We start from the raw sequence: 18,424 nt of genomic DNA on the forward strand, positions 1-18,424 counted from the left end.
AATCAATATTATTTACTAATTTTAATTTGCATTAAAAAAATTTAATTTTCCTTTATCAGATCGCTTTATCTCTAAACTTTTTTGCGCTACATTATTCTTTGATATACAAAGTTATTCTTCAGTGTTGGAAATGTAGTTTAGATTTATCTATTTAGTGTTTGTATATCCATTTAAATTGACTAATTTTTGCTTAGTTAGATCAACAGACCTCATGTAATTAGTAGTTTGATTGGCTTTCAATTTGGAGTTGAATGATTTTTTATTCAATTTTATCAAATATTAAGCAACTATGCTGTAATATAGAAAAGTCGATCTCGAAAACTATATTTTTATTCTTTGCCAGGTATAATGATCGACCCGCCTATAAATTGTTTTATTTTAGTGTTCATAATTTTTACTTTATAAAGCAATTTAAAAGGTAATGACGCTGTTATTAATTTTTATTATTGTATTAATAGCAAAGTAATTTAATTTACTTGCTAACTGGCTTCGGTAGCAGTATTTAACTTTTTTGGTTGTCTATTACTAGCAACCATTGTTGCTTGAGGAGTTTTTTGTGTCTGCAATTGTTTGGCAGAAATGTGCAAAGCTTTTGGAAGAAGAATATCCTCCCCCACAATTTAATACTTGGTTACGGCCTCTACAAGCTGAACTACAAGAAAATTGCTTAATTCTTTTAGCTCCAAATAAATTTGTTGTTGATTGGGTTAAAAAAAATTTTTATAACCGTATTAAAGAGTTAGTACATCAGTTTGGGGGTGATTTAATATCGTCAGTGAGTATAGAAGTAGGAACAAAAATAGCTCAACCAGTTACTGTTGATAAAGTACCTGCTTCTGCAGTATCAACGACTACTCCAAAAGCTCCGCCTAATAAAACTGCTGATTATAAAAATAGTTATTTAAATAAAAAATTTGTTTTTGATAGCTTTGTTGAAGGCAATTCGAACCAATTGGCTCGTGCGGCTTCTCTACAAGTTGCTGAAAGGCCAGGCGACGCCTATAATCCTTTATTTATTTATGGTGGTGTTGGATTAGGGAAAACTCACTTAATGCATGCTATTGGAAATGCTATTTTAAAACATAATCCTGAAGCAAAAGTTCTTTATTTGCATTCTGAGCGTTTTGTAGCAGATATGGTTAAGGCACTTCAAACAAATTCTATTAATGAATTTAAACGTTTTTATCGTTCTTTAAATGCTCTTTTAATTGATGATATTCAATTTTTTGCTGGTAAAGATCGCTCGCAAGAAGAGTTTTTCCATACTTTTAATGCTCTTTTAGAAGGTCAACAACAAATTATTTTAACCAGTGATCGTTATCCTAAAGAGATTGAAGGTGTTGAAGAACGATTGAAGTCTCGTTTTGGCTGGGGATTAACGGTTGCTGTAGAACCCCCCGAATTAGAGACGCGGGTAGCTATTTTGATTAGTAAAGCCGAGCAATCAAATATTGAATTACCTTATGAAGTGGCTTTTTTTATTGCTAAGCGTATCCGCTCTAATGTCAGAGAGTTAGAGGGTGCCTTACGACGTGTTATTGCTAATGCTCATTTTACCGGTAAACCTATTACTATTGATTTTGTCCATGAAGCCTTACGTGACTTACTTGCCCTGCAAGATAAACTAGTTACCATTGAAAATATTCAGAAAACAGTAGCTGAATATTATAAAGTTAAGGTTGCTGACTTGCTTTCTAAACGTCGTAGTCGATCTATCGCACGGCCTCGGCAAATGGCGATGGCGTTAGCCAAAGATTTAACTAACCATAGTTTGCCAGAAATTGGTGATCATTTTGGTGGGCGAGATCATACTACAGTTATACATGCTTGCCGTAAAATTAAAGAACTGATCCAAATTGACAATGATTTTGCAGAGGATTTTAAAAATCTTATGCGTATTTTATCGTCTTAATTGAGAATTATTATGTTTGAAATTGCTATTCCTAAGAATGAATTACTTCCACGTTTACTCATGGTGGCAGGTGCTGTTGATAAACGCCAATCACTTGCAATTTTAGCTAATATTTTAATTTCAATTAAACAAAAACGCTTGGTACTGACTGCAACTGATTTAGAAATGGAAATATCAGCCTTTTTAAATTGTCATGATTGTCTTACTGAAGGTGAAATTACAGTTCCTGCTAAAAAGTTTATTGATATTATTCGCTCTCTTGATGATGAGGCTATCCCCACAATTAAGTTAGATGAAAATGCTGTGATTTTAAAGGCAGGCCGTAGTAAGTTTAAATTAGCAACATTACCAGCAGAACAATTTCCTAATAGTGATCAAGAACAGCCTGACATTGAACTTAAGTTACCTAGGGCAGAATTACTTTGGTTATTGCAATCAACTCATTTTGCTATGTCTCAGCAAGATGTTCGAGTTTTTTTAAATGGCCTACTTTTTGAACTTGAAGGTAATACGATTACTACCGTGGCAACAGACGGCCATCGGATGGCTATTTGTAGACATTTGTCAGATTTAAATTTTCCAAGTCAGCGCTTATTAATTCCACGCAAAGGGATTCAAGAAATGCTTCGTCTTCTCAATTCTGTTGATGATGAAGAAATTAGTGTTATTGCTGGAAGAAATTACTTCTGTTTAATTACAGCCGATTATAAATTTAATTCAAAATTAATCGAAGCTAGATTTCCGCCTTATGTAAGAGCTATCCCTACCAATAATGATAAATTCATTTTAATTGAGAAAGATCTCTTAAAACGTTCGTTGCAACGAATAATGATTCTTGCTCATGAAAAGTCACGCGCTGTTTTACTGCATATACAACCTTCTGGCGTTACCCTTGTAGCTAATAATCAAGAAAAGGAAGAAGCAACAGAATCGTTAGAAGCTAATGTTGATGGTCAAGAGCTTAAAATAGGTATCAATGCTGGTTATCTTTTAGATGTTTTAAACATTTTACCTGGTAATTTAGTTCGATTATCCATGTCTACTACTGACCGTAGTATTTTAGTTGAATCTTTAGAAGACGAACATTATCAATATATCATTATGCCTATGAAATTATGAAGCTTAATGATATTCAAATAACAAATCTTCGTAATATTTCTTCCGCCAAACTTGATCTCCATTTACATTTGAATTTTATCACGGGTGATAATGGTAGTGGTAAAACATCTTTTCTTGAGGCCATTTATCTCCTTGCTAGTGGGCATTCTTTCCGAAGCCGCGAAATTTCAGCTTTAGTTTCACATGAGCAAGATAGTTTAGTTGTTTTCGCTAATACAATTGATAATCAATATGTAAGTATTCAGAAATCATTGCGCTCTTCTACTATGGCTCGCATAAATGGACAGCCTTGTTTAACCAGCAGTGAGCTTGCTTTTTTTTTACCTTGTCAGGTTATTTATCAAGATATATTTCAGATTATTGATGCAGGCCCTGCAATACGCCGAAGTTTACTTGATTGGGGATTGTTTCACGTGGAACATCCTTATCATACAATTTGGAAGGATTATCGGCGTGCATTAAAGCAACGTAATACCCTATTAAAACAACGTGCAGCTAGTACGGCATTAATTCCATGGAATAAAATACTTTCTACACTTGCTAAACAATTAAATGATTATCGGCAAGCCTATTTTTTAAAGCTGATGGAAGCCTTTAAAATTATTTTACCTCAGTTAACAAACGTTGAATGTTTGCTAAACTATTATAAGGGGTGGGATAGGCGTAATGAAGGTAGAAATTTAGAAACTATACTTGCTGCAAGTTATGAAGTTGATTTAGCTCGCGGTCAAACTCACTATGGCGCTCATCAAGCTGATTTAACGATTATGAGTAAAGATATAAAAGTGAGACATTTTCTTTCCCGCGGTCAACAAAAAATGATTTTATTCGCCCTAAAATTTGCTCAAACTGCTTTGCTTGGAGGCAGTTGCGTCCATTTGATTGATGATTTTACTTCAGAGTTAGATGAGGAACATTTGCAACGTTTATTAAAATATATTGTTAAAAGCGAAGATCAATTTTTTATTACTTTACGTAAAGGATCGAAAATAATTACAGGTTTTGATTTCCCTCATCAAATTCTTCACATGGAGCAAGGCAATATTACTAAGTAAATAAAATAACAAAAACGTTTCACGTGAAACAAATTAAAAAAACTTGTTTTATAGCGTTTTCAAACGGACAGTATCTAGAACTGTCAAATTGTTAGTAAGTGATATAAACCCTATACAAATAATGATATAATCATTTTTGGTAAAATGTATATTAGGTAAGAGGATATTTATGGCCATTGATGCTAATTATGATTCGTCTAATATCAAAGTGTTAAAAGGATTAGATGCAGTAAGAAAGAGGCCTGGAATGTATATTGGCGATACCGATGATGGTACAGGTCTGCATCATATGGTTTTTGAAGTAGTTGATAATTCAATCGACGAGGCATTAGCCGGCTATTGTAAAGAAATTCATGTAATTATCCATGCTGATGAATCGATCACAGTAAAGGATGATGGCCGTGGTATTCCTGTTGATATACATCAAGAAGAAGGCCGCTCAGCAGCAGAAGTGATCATGACTGTTCTTCATGCTGGTGGAAAATTTGATGATAACTCTTATAAGGTCTCAGGCGGTTTACATGGGGTAGGGATTTCTGTAGTAAATGCCTTATCAGAAGAACTTCATTTATTGATTCGGCGCAATGGTCAAACACATGAGCAACACTATCGCCATGGTGTACCAGATGCTCCCCTATCAGTCACAGGCGAAGCAGCTAACACAGGTACACAAGTATGGTTTAAACCAAGTGCTGATACATTTAATAATATTGAATTTCATTATGAAATTTTAGCAAAACGTTTAAGGGAGCTTTCCTTTTTAAATTCAGGTGTTTGTATTCACTTATATGATGAACGTACCGAAAGACGTGATACTTTTCGTTATGAAGGCGGAATAAAAGCATTTGTTGAGCATCTTAACCGTAATAAGACACCTATTATTCCTGTGGTTTTTTCATTTACTGCAGATAAAGAGGAAGTCGTAGTTGAGTTAGCTATGCAATGGAATGATTCTTTTCAAGAAAATATTTTTTGCTTTACAAATAATATTCCGCAACGTGATGGTGGTACACATTTGGCTGGCTTTAGAGCTGGTTTAACCCGTACTTTAAATAATTATATTGAAAAAGAAGGGTTTGCAAAGAAAGCCAAAGTAGCCACGACAGGTGATGATGCACGTGAAGGGCTTACTGCTGTTCTTTCTGTAAAAGTACCTGATCCAAAATTTTCTTCGCAGACAAAAGATAAATTGGTTTCATCGGAAGTAAAATCCATAGTCGAATCACTTGTAAGTGAAAAGTTTAATGATTTCTTACTAGAGAACCCAGCTTGTGCTAAAGCAATTGTTGGTAAAATGATTGATGCTGCACGTGCACGTGAAGCAGCGCGACGTGCACGAGATATGACAAGACGTAAAGGCGCATTAGATATAGCTGGGCTACCTGGAAAACTAGCAGACTGCCAAGAAAGGGATCCTGCACTGTCTGAATTATATATTGTGGAAGGGGATTCAGCAGGAGGCTCTGCTAAACAAGGTCGTGATCGTAAATTCCAAGCTATATTACCGCTTAAAGGAAAAATCCTTAATGTAGAGAAAGCACGATTCGATAAAATGCTGTCTTCGCAGGAAGTAGCTACCTTAATAACCGCATTGGGATGCGGTATTGGCCCAGATGAATACGATCCTGATAAAATTCGCTATCATCGTATTATTATCATGACAGACGCCGACGTTGATGGTTCACATATTCGTACTTTATTACTTACCTTTTTTTACCGTCAGACACCAGAGCTAATTGAGCGAGGATATATTTATATTGCTCAACCACCACTTTACAAAATTAAACGCGGTAAACAAGAACAATATGTAAAAGATGACGAAGCGTTATTTGAGCACTTGACTCAAAGTGCACTTGATAATGCGGAGTTATATCCGTCTAAAGATGCCCCATCAATATCAGCAAGAGCTTTAGAAGAATTAGTAATGCAATTTAGGAAATTAGAAAAGATTATTAAACGACTTGCAAAGCGTTATAATGAAGATCTTCTAAGACAACTAGCTTACTTACCAAGTTTACAAGGACAAGATTTTACTAAGAAAGAGCCTATTACCGCGTGGGTTGAACAGTTAAATCAATATCTAGTTAATATAAGTAATAAAGCATTACAGTATCGGGCTGAGGTTATTCATCTAGCTGAACAAGATATCTATTTACCCCAAGTTGTTATTACTCAACATGGTTTGGAAAATTATTCTTTATTTACAGCTGAATTCTTTGGCTCTAAAGATTACCGAGAAATAGTTCAATTAGGTTCAACATTAATAAATCTAATTGAGGAAGGCGCTTACATAAAACGAGGTGATAAGGTCTTAGCAATTAAAACTTTTGCTGAAGCTTTAATGTGGCTTATGGAAGAAGCAAAACGTGGCCAATCTATTCAGCGTTATAAAGGTCTTGGTGAAATGAATCCAGAACAACTCTGGGAAACTACAATGGATCCGACTGTTAGACGCATGTTGCAGGTTAGTATTGAAGACGCTATTTCGGCTGATGAAATATTTACAACGCTAATGGGAGATAATGTTGAACCGCGGCGTGATTTTATTGAAAGTAATGCCTTAGAAGCAGAGAATATTGACGTCTAAGCAGATAATCAAGTAAAAAGCCGCATCCTTGCGGCGAAGCACATCCTGTACTGGTCCCTTGTCTTTGACTTCCTGTCAGACTAATCCTTGTCATCCTTTATTGACAAGTATATGTATAATAATAAATTTAACCTAAAGTTAATTGCGGTTTAAACTATAAGAAATATCTCAAAAAAGGGTGGGTTACAGGCCCAGGTTTTAAAATAATCAAAATTTAGTTAAATTTATAATTAAATTAATAATTTTGCTGATAAATTGACGTATTTTTACTTAAAAAGCTTATGGCAACAGTTAGTAATCAAAACTTTGAAGAAAACTGTACTATGATGAGATAAAAAAGCTTTAAGCTTATTTGAAACTTAAGCAAGATTGTTATGCCTCATATTTTATGAGGCTAACTTTGAAACCAATAATCTGCTAAAGAAGTATTTTTATAATGGTTAAGGTAGGTAAAAAAGAAATCCTGTGCTTTTTGGTATTGATTTGTTTTTAATAAACAGCATAGAAATGTTTGTGTGTAAATTTCATTTTGCGCATCACTTCCACCTAATTGAAAGCAGTTACGGATAGCGGGCTGCATTAACTCATAGGCAGCCTGATAGTCTTTTTCTGCAAAGTGTTTAACACCGGCACATAAAGGAAAAGCAATATTTTGCCATAAATTACGGTCATGTTTTGAATTTAAGGTAGAAGCATAAGAGTTAATAGATTGTAAGGATTGAGTTGCCAAATCATTTTTACCAGCTCGCACAAGACAATAAATAAAATGCACATTGTTAAAAGGTATGTAATGTTCAAAAGGATGGGAATCAAGATAGGGCGTAATTTGCTGAAAATAGTTATCTTGTGGCAGGCCTGCTAAATCCATACGCCATAACAATGAAATAGCATCAATTTGCTCTAAAACAGTATTAGGTAAACTGCCAAAAATATAGGGGAAAAGTTCTAAAACTTTCTCCTGATTGCGATTAGCCAGATAAAATAATGCGAGATGCCATGTATTATGTCCTTTTAAAAGAGGTAAAATCTCTGGGCATATTAAAGGTAAACTTTCTAAACACTGAATCCCTTCCTCTACATTACTTTCCAGCAAATAGGTATGAGCTAAAGTGTGATACGCCCAAGGGACAGTAGATTCACTTATATCTATTGCTTGTTTAGCAATTTTTTTAGCTTTTGCATAATGTCCACATAGTTCTTGTGCAAACGAATAACTAGATAAAAAAGCCGGATCGTGTTGATTTTGTTTCATACAACTTTTACATAAGTTAAGGAAGTACCGGCTTTGATAAGATTGTCCCGTGCAATAAAAAAGCCATTCTGCAAATTTCAACGCTAGGACATCTTGAGGAAATTGTTTAACAATACTGGTAAGTAGAGTAATTGCACACTCGTAATTTAAATAAGCCCAGGCACGAATTGCATAATAGGTTAATCTTTCTCGTAAATTTGATTGATACAGTAGTACTTCTGCCTCTTTAAGAATTTGTAGCGCTACTTTGGTTGGTTCATCTTCTTGGGCATAAAGGTAAAAAGCAGCAGCATAAGCCTGAATAAGCAAACTATGGGGATGATCTTTGGCTGCTTTAAGGATAATGTCAGCATGGGCTCCCGAGTTTAAAATTTCACTATTAAAATAATTGATGGCGTCTATTACTTGTCGAGACTTAGTGGTAACAGCTAATCCCCTTTGAGTTTTCATAATATATACTTTAATAAATAAATAAATATATAAAGAATCATAGCAGATAGAATTAAGCTGCAGATAAAGGCAATAATTGACTTAATTTAAAACATAGTAATTTATGTATTATTTTGCGATAATAATAACTGTTTTAGCCCAAGCTTTAATTCTTTAATTACTATTTAGTCACAGTTAATAAATTTACCCTATTTGAAATCATAGTCATTTAATTATAAAGGGATAATAGTTTAATGGGTGTGAATTAACTTCCAATTAATCTTAAGTAGTGTGTTTTTTATGATGATATCTAACGTTGAGCAAAAATCGCTTACAGAGTTTACTGAAAAAGCTTATCTTGATTATTCTATGTATGTCATTTTAGATAGAGCTTTGCCAAATATTGCTGATGGTTTGAAGCCTGTGCAAAGACGTATTGTATACGCTATGTCAGAACTTGGTCTTAAAGCAACAGCTAAACATAAAAAATCAGCACGCACGGTTGGAGATGTATTAGGTAAATTTCATCCACATGGGGACGTAGCTTGCTATGAAGCAATGGTACTCATGGCTCAACCTTTTTCTTACCGCTATCCCTTTGTTGATGGCCAAGGTAACTGGGGATCACCTGATGATCCTAAATCTTTTGCAGCGATGCGTTATACGGAAGCTAGATTATCAGGCTACGCGGATTTATTACTATCAGAGTTACAACAAGGCACAATTGACTGGGTAGATAATTTTGACGGTACATTAACAGAACCTTCTTTGCTACCAGCACGCCTACCAAATGTTTTATTAAATGGCGCAACCGGTATTGCTGTCGGTATGTCAGCAGACATCTTACCACATAATTTAACTGAGGTTGCCAATGCTTGCGCCTATTTACTTGATCATCCAAATGCTAGCCTAGATAAAATTTGCAAACACATTAAAGCACCAGATTTTCCTACAAATGCTGAAATTATTACACCTACAGCTCAAATTCGAACAATGTATGAGACTGGTGTTGGCTCAATCAAAATGCGGGCTGTATATAAAATTGAACGACATCAAGTTGTAATTACAGCGCTCCCTTATCAAGTCTCCGGTGCCAAAGTAATAGAACAGATAGCCACACAAATGCAGCAAAAAAAACTTCCCTTAGTTGAAGATTTACGTGATGAATCTGATCATGAGCATCCTACTCGTTTGGTTATCATACCTAAATCAAATCGAGTTGATATTGATAGCATGATGTCACATCTCTTTGCTACTACAGATTTAGAGAGAAGCTATCGGGTTAACTTTAATATGATTGGCTTAGATGGTAAGCCTAAAGTAAAAAACTTATTAACTATTTTAACTGAGTGGTTAAGCTTTAGATTGACCACTGTTGAGAAAAGATTACGTTATCGTTTAAATAAGATATTAGATCGCATTCACGTTTTAGAAGGACTGCTCATTGCATTCCTTAATATTGATGAAGTCATTGCAATAATTCGCGAAGATGAGAATCCGAAGCAAGGTTTGATGAAGCGTTTTAAGCTAAGTGAAAGACAGGCTGAAGCGATCCTGGAAATAAAGCTCCGTCACTTAGCAAAACTGGAAGAAATAAAATTAAAAGGTGAACTCGATGAATTATCAGAGGAACGTGATTCAATTCAAGCAATTTTAGAAAGTGAAAATGCTTTAAAGCAATTAGTTAAGAATGAAATTATTGCTGATCGAAATAAATACGGTGATAAGCGCAAGTCACCTCTAGTAGAGCGAAGCGAAGCACAGGCCTTAAAAGAAACAGATATTATACCTAATGAACCAGTCACTATTATTTTATCTGAGAAAGGATGGATTCGTGCAGCTAAAGGTCATGATGTAAATGGGCAAGATTTAAATTATAAAGCTAATGATTCGTTTAAAGCTCAAATAAATGCACGCAGTAATCAGCAGATTGTTTTTTTTGATAGTACGGGCAAAGTCTATACCTTACCAGCGCATGTATTGCCTTCAGCCCGTGGACAAGGTGAACCTCTAACAGGAAAATTAAATCCTGCTAATGGCGCAACATTTGAGGCTCTTGTTGCTGGTGATCCGCAAGATTATTTTTTACTTGCAAGTGATGCCGGTTACGGTTTTATAGCACAATTAAATGAGTTATATGTTAAAAACCGCAATGGTAAAGCCTGTTTAAAGTTAACGGAGAATAGCTTGGTTTTAATGCCACGTTTGATTAATCAGCAAGAAGCTGCCAATGTAGCTTGTGTAACCAATGTGGGCCGTTTATTAGTGTTCTCAGCAGAAGAGTTACCAGTTTTAAATAAAGGCAAAGGGGTTAAATTGATTAATATACCAAGTGCCAAAGCTGCTCAGCGTGAAGAGTACTTAATTGACGTGCAAGTTTTAAGTAAAAAAGATCTTTTAACTGTTTATGCTGGAAAGCGTCATTATACCCTAAAACCCGCTGACTTAGAGCACTATCAAGGTGAGCGAGGCCGGCGAGGTAATTGTTTGCCCCGTGGCTTACAGAATGTGACTGCGTTGCGTGTGGCTAAATCTGAAAATTAAAACTATAGCGCCGGACACTAAGCTTTATACTTCGTTGCAAGTTCGATCAGCTCAATCATGTATTTAATTGTATACTTCTTCGCCTCGCTCACTTGCGTCTTGTCTAAAACTTAGTGGGCGGCGCTATAACATGTTGAGAAATAAAATTAATTTCAAGTAAAAATTATTCAGTTAATAGGTTAATTAATAAATTTTTTTGGGTTAAAGATAAGTTAGTTAGAGGAAGTGCTTTTAGTGAAAGTAATTTGTATAAAGATAGAGTTGATAAATTTTCTTGTGCGTTAATATGTTTTGCGATGGTATTAATGTCCCCTCTCACCAAGGGGCCGGTGAGAGCTGCTGTTAAACTAGGCGCGCATTGAATATTGGTAAGACTTGTTTGCATTAAACGCGTAATAACTGGTTTTGCTTCTTGCTCAGAAATACCAGCTTCAACAAATAATTCTATAGCTTGTGTTGCTAAGGTAACTAAATGGTTAGCAGCAAGAACCGCTGCCGCGTGATAAAGTGTTTTTTTACTCGCGTCGATCGTAACTAGATTGGCCCCTAAAGGTTTAAAAAGTGTTGATAAAATTGCTATGGCTCGTTCGTCACCTTCAATTGCACAATCACAGTCCTTAAAACAATTTTGATCAAATAAATCTGCTCTGAACGCCTTTAATGGATGAAAACTTGCAATATAACAGCCTTGATCTTGCAATGGCTTTAAGACTTCAGAACTTAAAACACCACTACAATGAGCAACAATATTGCCTGGTAAAATAATTTTTTTCTGAGCAAGTTCTAAAGCAATGGGCGCAATATCGTCATCAGGGGTTGTAATAAAAGTAATATCTGCTGATGGTAAATCCATTATAGAAGCTACAGGTTTACCTTGCTTAACGAGTGAGTGAGTTTGCTCTGCATTAGAAAATTTCTTATTAAGAATTGCTCCCAAAGAAATTTGCCCTGAAGAAATAAGGCTAAGCGCTAGATTCTTTCCTAAGCGGCCGGCACCAATCAAATTAAACAATAAAGATGGCATTAATTAAAAATTATTTCCTGATTAAAACTAAATTCAATAGTAATAGTATAAATGAGTTTCATACCTACGTCCCGCAGTTTAGTTGTGGAATCTAACCCTAGAGTTGGACGCTGGATTCTGCGAACAAGTCGCGGAACGTAGGCGGGATTTAAATAGCTTAGTTTTCTCTGTACCTACGTCCCGCGGTTTAGCCGCGGGATCTAGCGATAGAGTTGTATCCTGGATTCCGCGAACAAGCGCAGAACGTAGGCAGGATTTAAATAGCTTAAGTTGAAGATAGAAATTTAGTAAAGTTAAAATAGCTAGGTAGGTCTGAAAGGTAGAAATACATCATCAAAGCTTTGGCTAGGCCGATTAAGTAAACCTTTACAAAAATTGTCCTTATATAGTAAGTTCATTCTTATTGCATGAATCTTCTAGTAGTAGCGGTGTGTTGTATTTAAAGTTTGTATTAGGATTATATACATTACCTTTTGTATATCCATCATCGAAGGTTATTCGCCCTTTAGGAATTAAAAATACTACAGGCTGTATTAAGTTAATACCAGGTATACATAACTTTGGAAATTTTGCATTTTTCGCATAGGAAGCAACTTCATAAATTGACATTTGTTCAGTGGGTGTTTTCCCTTGAACTATTTTAACGTCTTGTATTTGATTAAATAAGCTTTGGCTTAAATTATTTACAAAATCTTGCATCTGTTCTTGAGAAATTTGTCCAGCTGCCTCCCAAGAAGCTTCAGTTATTTATCACCTGAATTGATAACAGGTACTGCCGCAATTAAGTGATGTAAAAAGTATTTTGCAAGTGATTGAAAGGCTTCGAGTGGAAAAACTACTTGGGCAGGTTTTTCAACTTGTTTAAACATACGCATACAACAACTCCTCAATTTAGATTTTTTGACCATAAATTATGTAGCTGGGAATATGATTGCTTAATTTCTTTATTATTAGTAATCATTAATCATAGTATTTCATGATATATAGTTATTGAGGACGACCTCACCTATCTTGGGTAAATAATACGGGACGACCCGACTTTTAACGAGAGTAAAATATGGCTTGGGTTTATCTTTTTCTTGCAGGTATCCTTGAAATTGTTTGGTCATTCATGATGAAGCAATCTGTGGGCTTTACGAAACTAATACCGTCCGTGGTAACTATTATCACAATGGTAGCTAGTTTTATTCTTTTATCTATCTCTATGAAAACACTTCCTCTTGGCACAGCTTATACAATATGGACAGGTATCGGAGCGGTTGGCGCATTTTTAATAGGGGTTATAATTCTTGGTGAGCCAGCTAACGCATCACGAGTTATAGCTGCAGCCTTTATAATCTTCGGATTAGCAATGATGAAATTTTCTTCTACATAATACTTCAAGTAAGAGCTAGCGTAGTATAATCAAGGCTGCGCTAATTTTACTGTTCTTAGCTATTAGGGAATTGAGCAAATTTTTCAATTTCAGCTAATTCATCTTCCCATTTAGCTCTACTTTGATAAAAGATATGCGCAGTAGGGGCTATCGGCGGTTCGAATTCGATACTGCCAGCAGGTAAAACAAGCATTTTACCTTCATACATATAGGGTAAAGCTGAGCCACAGGTTCGGCAAAAACATTTTGTATGTCTCGTTCCCTTTAAATTAAAGGTTTTGGTATTTTCTTCGCCACTTAACCAATTGAGTTTTGCTGAATGCGATATTAAGTTTGCGCCATGTATCGTACCGGTATCCTTTTGGCAATATGTACAATGACAAAACAAAAATAGATCAAACTTACCTTCAATTTCATAGCTGACTTGGCCACATAAGCAGGCGCCTGTTTGTTTTTTTGCTTTATTGTTAGAGTTCATATAGAAGGCTCCTAAAAGGATGTATGATGATTATCTTTTGTTGTTAGTAAGTTAAGCTTAAGGATAAGGGATAGTCGGTAATTAATATAGCAAGGTTTCTTTTTTAAAGGGTTAATTGAACTGGAGCTTAAAGACGCAAATGCAGCAATGACTTCCTTAAAAAAGGCTTTGTATATAAAAAATAATTTTCCAGAAGCAGCCTATTATCTTGGTTTGATTTACTTACAAGAGAGTAATAAAAGTCAAGGAACTATGTGGCTAAGAAAAGCTTTGCAATTTGCTGAAAAATTAAATGAGGGTTCCATTTTATATAATTCAGATACGTGAGAAAATTTTATCAATGCTATTCACTCAAGTATCTCTTATTATGAGAGAAGAACTAATAACTTTGGCTGATATTGAGTTGTATAAAGCTAAATCTAGTGGCAGAAATTGTATCAGTATAAATGACAGAACCATGTAAATTTTGGTTTCTAATTATATGCCTGTAATACTTCCTTAAAGCTAAAGGATATGAGTTAAAGGTTAGGTGCTTTTAAGCTGATAAATTTATGCTTAGTTGACTTAATCTGTTCAATATTTATCTTTTTAAGATAATTTAGTATAAATAAAATAAATTTCATGGAATAATTATCAACCAATTACAATAATATTTATCTATTTTTATGAAAATAAAGGCAATTATTTCACTGCTCTCTATTTTTTTTCCGTTTATCTCATTTGCTAGTATTGCAACTTGCCCTTTATTAAATGGAATCAATGTCCATACTTCAGAGCAAGTTTTAAATATTTGTAAAAATGGCATTATAATCAAGTCGTTTAAAGTGGCTCTTGGATACAAAGGGGTTGGTAAAAAAAAGTCAGGTGATAATAAAACACCCATTGGTTTGTATAGATTAGCTTATCCACGGAAATCTACTCAATTTAAAATCTTTATTCCTATTCTTTATCCAACACCGCAACAATTAGCTGCAGGATATACCGGTAGAGATGTAGGGATCCATGGGCCTACCCAGTCGTTTATGTTGTTTAATTGGTTAAATAACTTACCAGGCTCGACGCGTGGATGCATTGCGGTTGGTAAAAATAACTACATTGAATATGTAGCTAATTGGGTAAAAGCAAATCCAGGGGCTAAGGTTTTAATTATTTAAAGTTAGGCCTACTCTAAAAAATTCTTTTCTAACATGCCTGTAAATGCTCAGAAAATGATATATTTTTTCGCATTTACAGGTTCATTTTAAAATTAAATCAAATATCTAAAATTTCTTGTGACCCCTAATCTTTTATTTTACCGCCAGCCATTTTTTAATGGATTTTTTTTTTGACGCTAATTTATGATAAATAAATTACTAAGAAGTAAGTTGATAAATTTTTTGATTAGTTTGGGCTCTAATTAGTCATGAGAAGTTACAGATATTTTTAGATATGCAAGCTTGATTTTGTTCTATTTTATTTCTTAATGTTTAATTAATATTTATATAGTAAAATAAAAAAACTAAATTTGGCGTATAGCTAGTCTATTTTTGAGATAAGTAGTATGGACATAAAAGATTTTTTAATACAGATTAATGACAATTTGGCGAAAATATACCCTGAGTGGTTTTCTGAATTCAAGGAATTTGAAATTATCACTAACCATTCACCGGAGTTTTTTAGGAGGGTAAAAGATGGGGTAAATTTGCAAAGTTGTATAAATTTGGATTACAACCCAGAAGATCGAGATAATGGAACGCCACAATTTGACCTTAGAACTTCAGATGAATTAATAGAAGGTTTTGAAAAATTGCCTAATAGCGTGATAAAGAGTGCGTCAGAGAAACTAAGAAAGGCTTCACAAATAAATTGCACAGACACACTTTTAAATCCAGAACAAATTAAGCAAATTAAACAAGCAGTAAGTAAAGTTTTAAAGCTATTAGACGAAGAAAAGCCGCAAAAAACAGATTCCTATACGTGGAGCCACCAACGGACTATTATAAATTTTATTGACATGGTGAATAAAAAGATTGACAAAATGCAAGATAAACAAAAGGGTGCTTCTAGGAACTCTTTTACATATTAAAATGCGCGAGTTTAGATAAAGGTTTAAATACCTTAACTGTCGCTCAATAAGCTTATAATAGGCTAATTTACTATGCTCTAATTAAACAAACTTTTCTCCTATTCTAATCATAAATTTAACTTGTGTAGGATTTGGTTTGTAAGATGCTAAATTGTAAACAAATTTTTCGAAAATTTAACTTATTTAGAAGTGAAGTTAAGCTATAATGCCGGCTTTCTAAAGTTAAATGTAATTAGTATGCTGTATTTCATTAGAGGAACGAGTGACAAAATTTATACAGCGTTTGGCTTGTCAGCATTGTTACGCTCTGGAACAACTAGCAAAGATATTGATATAGATTTATTTCGTACTTTATTTTTTGGTAGTAAAGAAAACTGTCAAACTCATATTAATGCCTGGTTAGATTGTACTAAAAGTGATTATAAGCATTATAGTCAAGGTAATATGTCGGCAGGGAACTTATTTTTGATCTTTGGTCCGGAACCTTTTTTTAAGGAAAATGAGCAACCAACTGACTATTACAATAATAATGTTAATCTGCATTTTGCCTTTATAGATCAAAATAAAGTTTTAAGTGGTTTAAATATATATTATCGGCGTGATGATCCAACCAAGTGGATGATTGGACTTATAAAGCATACGAATTTAGCATCAAACCAACGCCAAGTTTACATTTTAACCAGCGTTCATCCGCACCCCTTTATTAAAAATAAAAAGGCTAAAACCGGAAATTTAATTTCAGTTACTGAGCCAGTAATTTTTACGGCATTACTTGAGCATCCCTTCCTTTCTCGTCTTCTTAATTTAAATATCATGCCCGATGGCCAAATAAACCCTAATTTCGAGATTATTGGCCAATTTTTACAAAATGTAGCCTTAAGTGATAATTATCAAGATAATCAATCATTACTTACCACGTTAAAAGAATCACCTGAAAAAGTCTTCTCCAATAAAGCATTACAAGTAGCCCAACAGCTAGAAGTAAGACTGTCTATCTCGCAAATTTTTAATTGTTTAGATAAGACAAGCTTACTCTACAAAAATATATGCCATTTACCACAATTCAAAGTAACAAAGGCAAGACGATGGTGCGATCTGTTATTACTCTTAGATCAGATTGAATTAATCGAAAAATGGGATCTGCTAACACAAAATAAACTATTAGCAAAGCATTTGTTTGCTAAAATTGATAGTTTACAAGCTTCTTTCCTTAAAAATGCTTTAAGTGATGAATCCATTTCGTCTTTATTGTTTCTTATTAACCATAATGAATTTGCCGCCTTTTATGAAAAAATTAATGAAGCAGGTAGGAATAGTGAAATCATATGGCGCAACTTAAATTGGTTAACGCATTTAAAAGAAGGGTTACCAAAAGAGACATTTAAGCAAACACTTTTATGTAAATTAATATTTTATATAGGAGATATTTCTTCTCTTTGGGATCTAATAAATGTTTTGCAGGATCCAAATTTAAATTTAGAGAAAATTTTTAGTCCCACCGAGTTCGCTCAGTTTTTAACAGAAGGTTTTTATACTAGCCACCTATCTTGGCAAGACATTATTAATTTAGCACTTTTATGTCAAACTACTGAGCAAGCTCAAGTTTGTCATAATTTATTTAAATTAGGTTTTAATAGCAATATCATTTCTTCCTTGCTTACTAATCTTCAGTTATTACCTATCATTAATAACTTAGCGATGTTTGAAACAAGCAAACCTACTATTATTAATTTTCTGGCTTTTTTAAAAAACCAAACTAATTTTCATATAAAATCCTTTTGTCAGGCTGTTGAACTATTAGATCTTAATAAACAATCAGTTGCACCGTTCGTAGATGATTTTAAAAAAGAACAACTGTTTCAATTAACTAGTTTTATTAAAAAGCAAAAAGTAGCTTTACAGTCAGACTTAATGAAAGTAGCTTATGTTGGTCTTACAACAGGTAGTATAGATATATTACAAGCAGATCTTACACAACTAGAGGCTAAATCAAGTTCCTATTTTGTGTATCAATTTCTCACCACCTTAAAAATAATGAATTCATTAGAGGCTTTACAGCCTGATAACAATAGGGAACTAGTAAAGTTTTTAATGCAAACAAACAAAGAAAAAGCTCTTTTTATAAACGTAATAAATATTCTTGAATATGAATGTCATAAAATTAGAGCACGGCTTAGGCAAGAGTTGCCCGATAAGTTAGACAAGATTGAACAAGAAGAAAAAATTTACCGCAGAAAGATGTACTCGATAATATTTAAGCAAATTAATTCTCCTAATTCAGAAAAACATTTACTTAAAGCAATTAAAGAAGCAGAGCAGCCCTTTTTAGCTGTTGCTAATATTGATTATCATCCCTGGCTAAGATGTACATTAGCTATCATTACTAATATAGTTGCTTTATTATTAACAGGCAGCCTAGCTAATATTTGTCATTATAAACGTTCAGGAGACTTTTTCTTTTTTCAACACACTACCTCTGGCGAAAAAATAAAAGCATTAGACATTAACATTACGGAGCAACTTAAACCTACTTTAAAAACCTAACTAGTTAGCTTTAATGTCACTTGTATAATTAGACAAGATG

The 18,424-nt window shown here is 34.0% G+C and carries 14 protein-coding genes and 1 pseudogene; 10 read left to right on the forward strand and 5 right to left on the reverse strand.

Annotated features, from left to right (window positions below; genetic code table 11):
- The first annotated feature begins 556 nt into the window (after positions 1-556).
- The 4 genes from dnaA to gyrB all read left to right on the forward strand — a co-directional run bounded on the left by dnaA (position 557) and on the right by gyrB (position 6,673).
- The gene (gene dnaA, locus E1P04_RS05690; RefSeq protein ID WP_131781964.1) at positions 557-1,912 is read left to right on the forward strand and encodes a chromosomal replication initiator protein DnaA; all 1,356 of its coding nucleotides are present in this window, start codon (positions 557-559) and stop codon (positions 1,910-1,912) included.
- A 12-nt stretch (positions 1,913-1,924) separates the two neighbouring features.
- Positions 1,925-3,031, forward strand: coding sequence for a DNA polymerase III subunit beta (gene dnaN / locus E1P04_RS05695; RefSeq protein WP_131781965.1), 1,107 nt, complete (start codon positions 1,925-1,927; stop codon positions 3,029-3,031).
- Positions 3,028-4,086 (forward strand): DNA replication/repair protein RecF, encoded by a 1,059-nt coding sequence (gene recF / locus E1P04_RS05700; RefSeq protein WP_131781966.1) that lies wholly within the window; start codon positions 3,028-3,030, stop codon positions 4,084-4,086. The genes dnaN and recF overlap by 4 nt, the downstream gene beginning before the upstream one ends.
- Before the next feature lie 169 nt (positions 4,087-4,255).
- A complete protein-coding gene (gyrB, locus tag E1P04_RS05705; RefSeq protein WP_131781967.1) occupies positions 4,256-6,673 on the forward strand; it encodes a DNA topoisomerase (ATP-hydrolyzing) subunit B in 2,418 nt (805 codons plus the stop codon).
- A gap of 394 nt (positions 6,674-7,067) precedes the next feature.
- On the opposite strand, the gene E1P04_RS05710 is transcribed toward gyrB, so the two are convergent.
- Positions 7,068-8,375 (reverse strand): tetratricopeptide repeat protein, encoded by a 1,308-nt coding sequence (locus E1P04_RS05710; protein WP_131781968.1) that lies wholly within the window; start codon positions 8,373-8,375, stop codon positions 7,068-7,070.
- A 279-nt stretch (positions 8,376-8,654) separates the two neighbouring features.
- On the opposite strand from E1P04_RS05710, the gene parC reads away from it, so the two are divergent.
- Entirely contained in the window at positions 8,655-10,898 is a 2,244-nt protein-coding gene (parC, locus tag E1P04_RS05715) for a DNA topoisomerase IV subunit A (RefSeq protein ID WP_427853177.1), read from the forward strand.
- 163 nt (positions 10,899-11,061) lie between these two features.
- Here parC and E1P04_RS05720 read toward each other — a convergent pair whose 3' ends face one another.
- From E1P04_RS05720 to E1P04_RS18215, 3 genes are all read right to left on the reverse strand, one after another.
- Positions 11,062-11,922 carry a Rossmann-like and DUF2520 domain-containing protein gene (locus E1P04_RS05720; protein WP_131781969.1) on the reverse strand — a complete coding sequence of 287 codons (861 nt, stop codon included), beginning with the start codon at positions 11,920-11,922 and terminating at the stop codon, positions 11,062-11,064.
- 381 nt (positions 11,923-12,303) lie between these two features.
- The gene (locus E1P04_RS05725; protein WP_131781970.1) at positions 12,304-12,621 is read right to left on the reverse strand and encodes a hypothetical protein; all 318 of its coding nucleotides are present in this window, start codon (positions 12,619-12,621) and stop codon (positions 12,304-12,306) included.
- Between the two features lie 44 nt (positions 12,622-12,665).
- Positions 12,666-12,797, reverse strand: coding sequence for a hypothetical protein (locus E1P04_RS18215; protein ID WP_282433102.1), 132 nt, complete (start codon positions 12,795-12,797; stop codon positions 12,666-12,668).
- Between the two features lie 182 nt (positions 12,798-12,979).
- Here E1P04_RS18215 and E1P04_RS05730 point away from each other — a divergent pair, with 182 nt between their 5' ends.
- Entirely contained in the window at positions 12,980-13,297 is a 318-nt protein-coding gene (locus tag E1P04_RS05730; RefSeq protein ID WP_131781971.1) for a DMT family transporter, read from the forward strand.
- A 55-nt stretch (positions 13,298-13,352) separates the two neighbouring features.
- Here the strand turns inward: E1P04_RS05730 and E1P04_RS05735 are convergent, their stop codons facing one another.
- On the reverse strand, positions 13,353-13,775 hold the full coding sequence (locus E1P04_RS05735; protein WP_131781972.1) for a GFA family protein: 423 nt from the start codon (positions 13,773-13,775) through the stop codon (positions 13,353-13,355).
- Positions 13,776-13,886: 111 nt separating this feature from the next.
- Here E1P04_RS05735 and E1P04_RS05740 point away from each other — a divergent pair.
- The 4 genes and pseudogenes from E1P04_RS05740 to E1P04_RS05755 all read left to right on the forward strand — a co-directional run.
- Positions 13,887-14,102, forward strand: a pseudogene (locus E1P04_RS05740) (hypothetical protein); the annotation flags it as partial.
- Between the two features lie 338 nt (positions 14,103-14,440).
- Positions 14,441-14,929, forward strand: coding sequence for a L,D-transpeptidase family protein (locus tag E1P04_RS05745; RefSeq protein ID WP_131781974.1), 489 nt, complete (start codon positions 14,441-14,443; stop codon positions 14,927-14,929).
- A 386-nt stretch (positions 14,930-15,315) separates the two neighbouring features.
- Positions 15,316-15,840, forward strand: a complete 525-nt coding sequence (locus E1P04_RS05750) for a hypothetical protein (RefSeq protein WP_131781975.1) — start codon at positions 15,316-15,318, stop codon at positions 15,838-15,840.
- 237 nt (positions 15,841-16,077) lie between these two features.
- On the forward strand, positions 16,078-18,384 hold the full coding sequence (locus tag E1P04_RS05755; protein ID WP_131781976.1) for a hypothetical protein: 2,307 nt from the start codon (positions 16,078-16,080) through the stop codon (positions 18,382-18,384).
- The last annotated feature ends 40 nt before the right edge of the window (positions 18,385-18,424 follow it).

This window comes from Legionella gresilensis (assembly GCF_900639865.1).
GTDB classification, from domain to species: domain Bacteria; phylum Pseudomonadota; class Gammaproteobacteria; order Legionellales; family Legionellaceae; genus Legionella_C; species Legionella_C gresilensis.

What these genes read in the sequence shown, in the direction of transcription:
- dnaN (WP_131781965.1), top strand. Translation starts at nt 1,925, where the DNA reads ATGTTTGAAATTGCTATTCCTAAGAATGAATTACTTCCACGTTTACTC.
- recF (WP_131781966.1), top strand. Translation starts at nt 3,028, where the DNA reads ATGAAGCTTAATGATATTCAAATAACAAATCTTCGTAATATTTCTTCC.
- gyrB (WP_131781967.1), top strand. Translation starts at nt 4,256, where the DNA reads ATGGCCATTGATGCTAATTATGATTCGTCTAATATCAAAGTGTTAAAA.
- E1P04_RS05710 (WP_131781968.1), bottom strand. Translation starts at nt 8,375, where the DNA reads ATGAAAACTCAAAGGGGATTAGCTGTTACCACTAAGTCTCGACAAGTA.
- parC (WP_427853177.1), top strand. Translation starts at nt 8,655, where the DNA reads ATGATGATATCTAACGTTGAGCAAAAATCGCTTACAGAGTTTACTGAA.
- E1P04_RS05720 (WP_131781969.1), bottom strand. Translation starts at nt 11,922, where the DNA reads ATGCCATCTTTATTGTTTAATTTGATTGGTGCCGGCCGCTTAGGAAAG.
- E1P04_RS05725 (WP_131781970.1), bottom strand. Translation starts at nt 12,621, where the DNA reads ATGCAAGATTTTGTAAATAATTTAAGCCAAAGCTTATTTAATCAAATA.
- E1P04_RS18215 (WP_282433102.1), bottom strand. Translation starts at nt 12,797, where the DNA reads ATGCGTATGTTTAAACAAGTTGAAAAACCTGCCCAAGTAGTTTTTCCA.
- E1P04_RS05730 (WP_131781971.1), top strand. Translation starts at nt 12,980, where the DNA reads ATGGCTTGGGTTTATCTTTTTCTTGCAGGTATCCTTGAAATTGTTTGG.
- E1P04_RS05735 (WP_131781972.1), bottom strand. Translation starts at nt 13,775, where the DNA reads ATGAACTCTAACAATAAAGCAAAAAAACAAACAGGCGCCTGCTTATGT.
- E1P04_RS05745 (WP_131781974.1), top strand. Translation starts at nt 14,441, where the DNA reads ATGAAAATAAAGGCAATTATTTCACTGCTCTCTATTTTTTTTCCGTTT.
- E1P04_RS05750 (WP_131781975.1), top strand. Translation starts at nt 15,316, where the DNA reads ATGGACATAAAAGATTTTTTAATACAGATTAATGACAATTTGGCGAAA.
- E1P04_RS05755 (WP_131781976.1), top strand. Translation starts at nt 16,078, where the DNA reads ATGCTGTATTTCATTAGAGGAACGAGTGACAAAATTTATACAGCGTTT.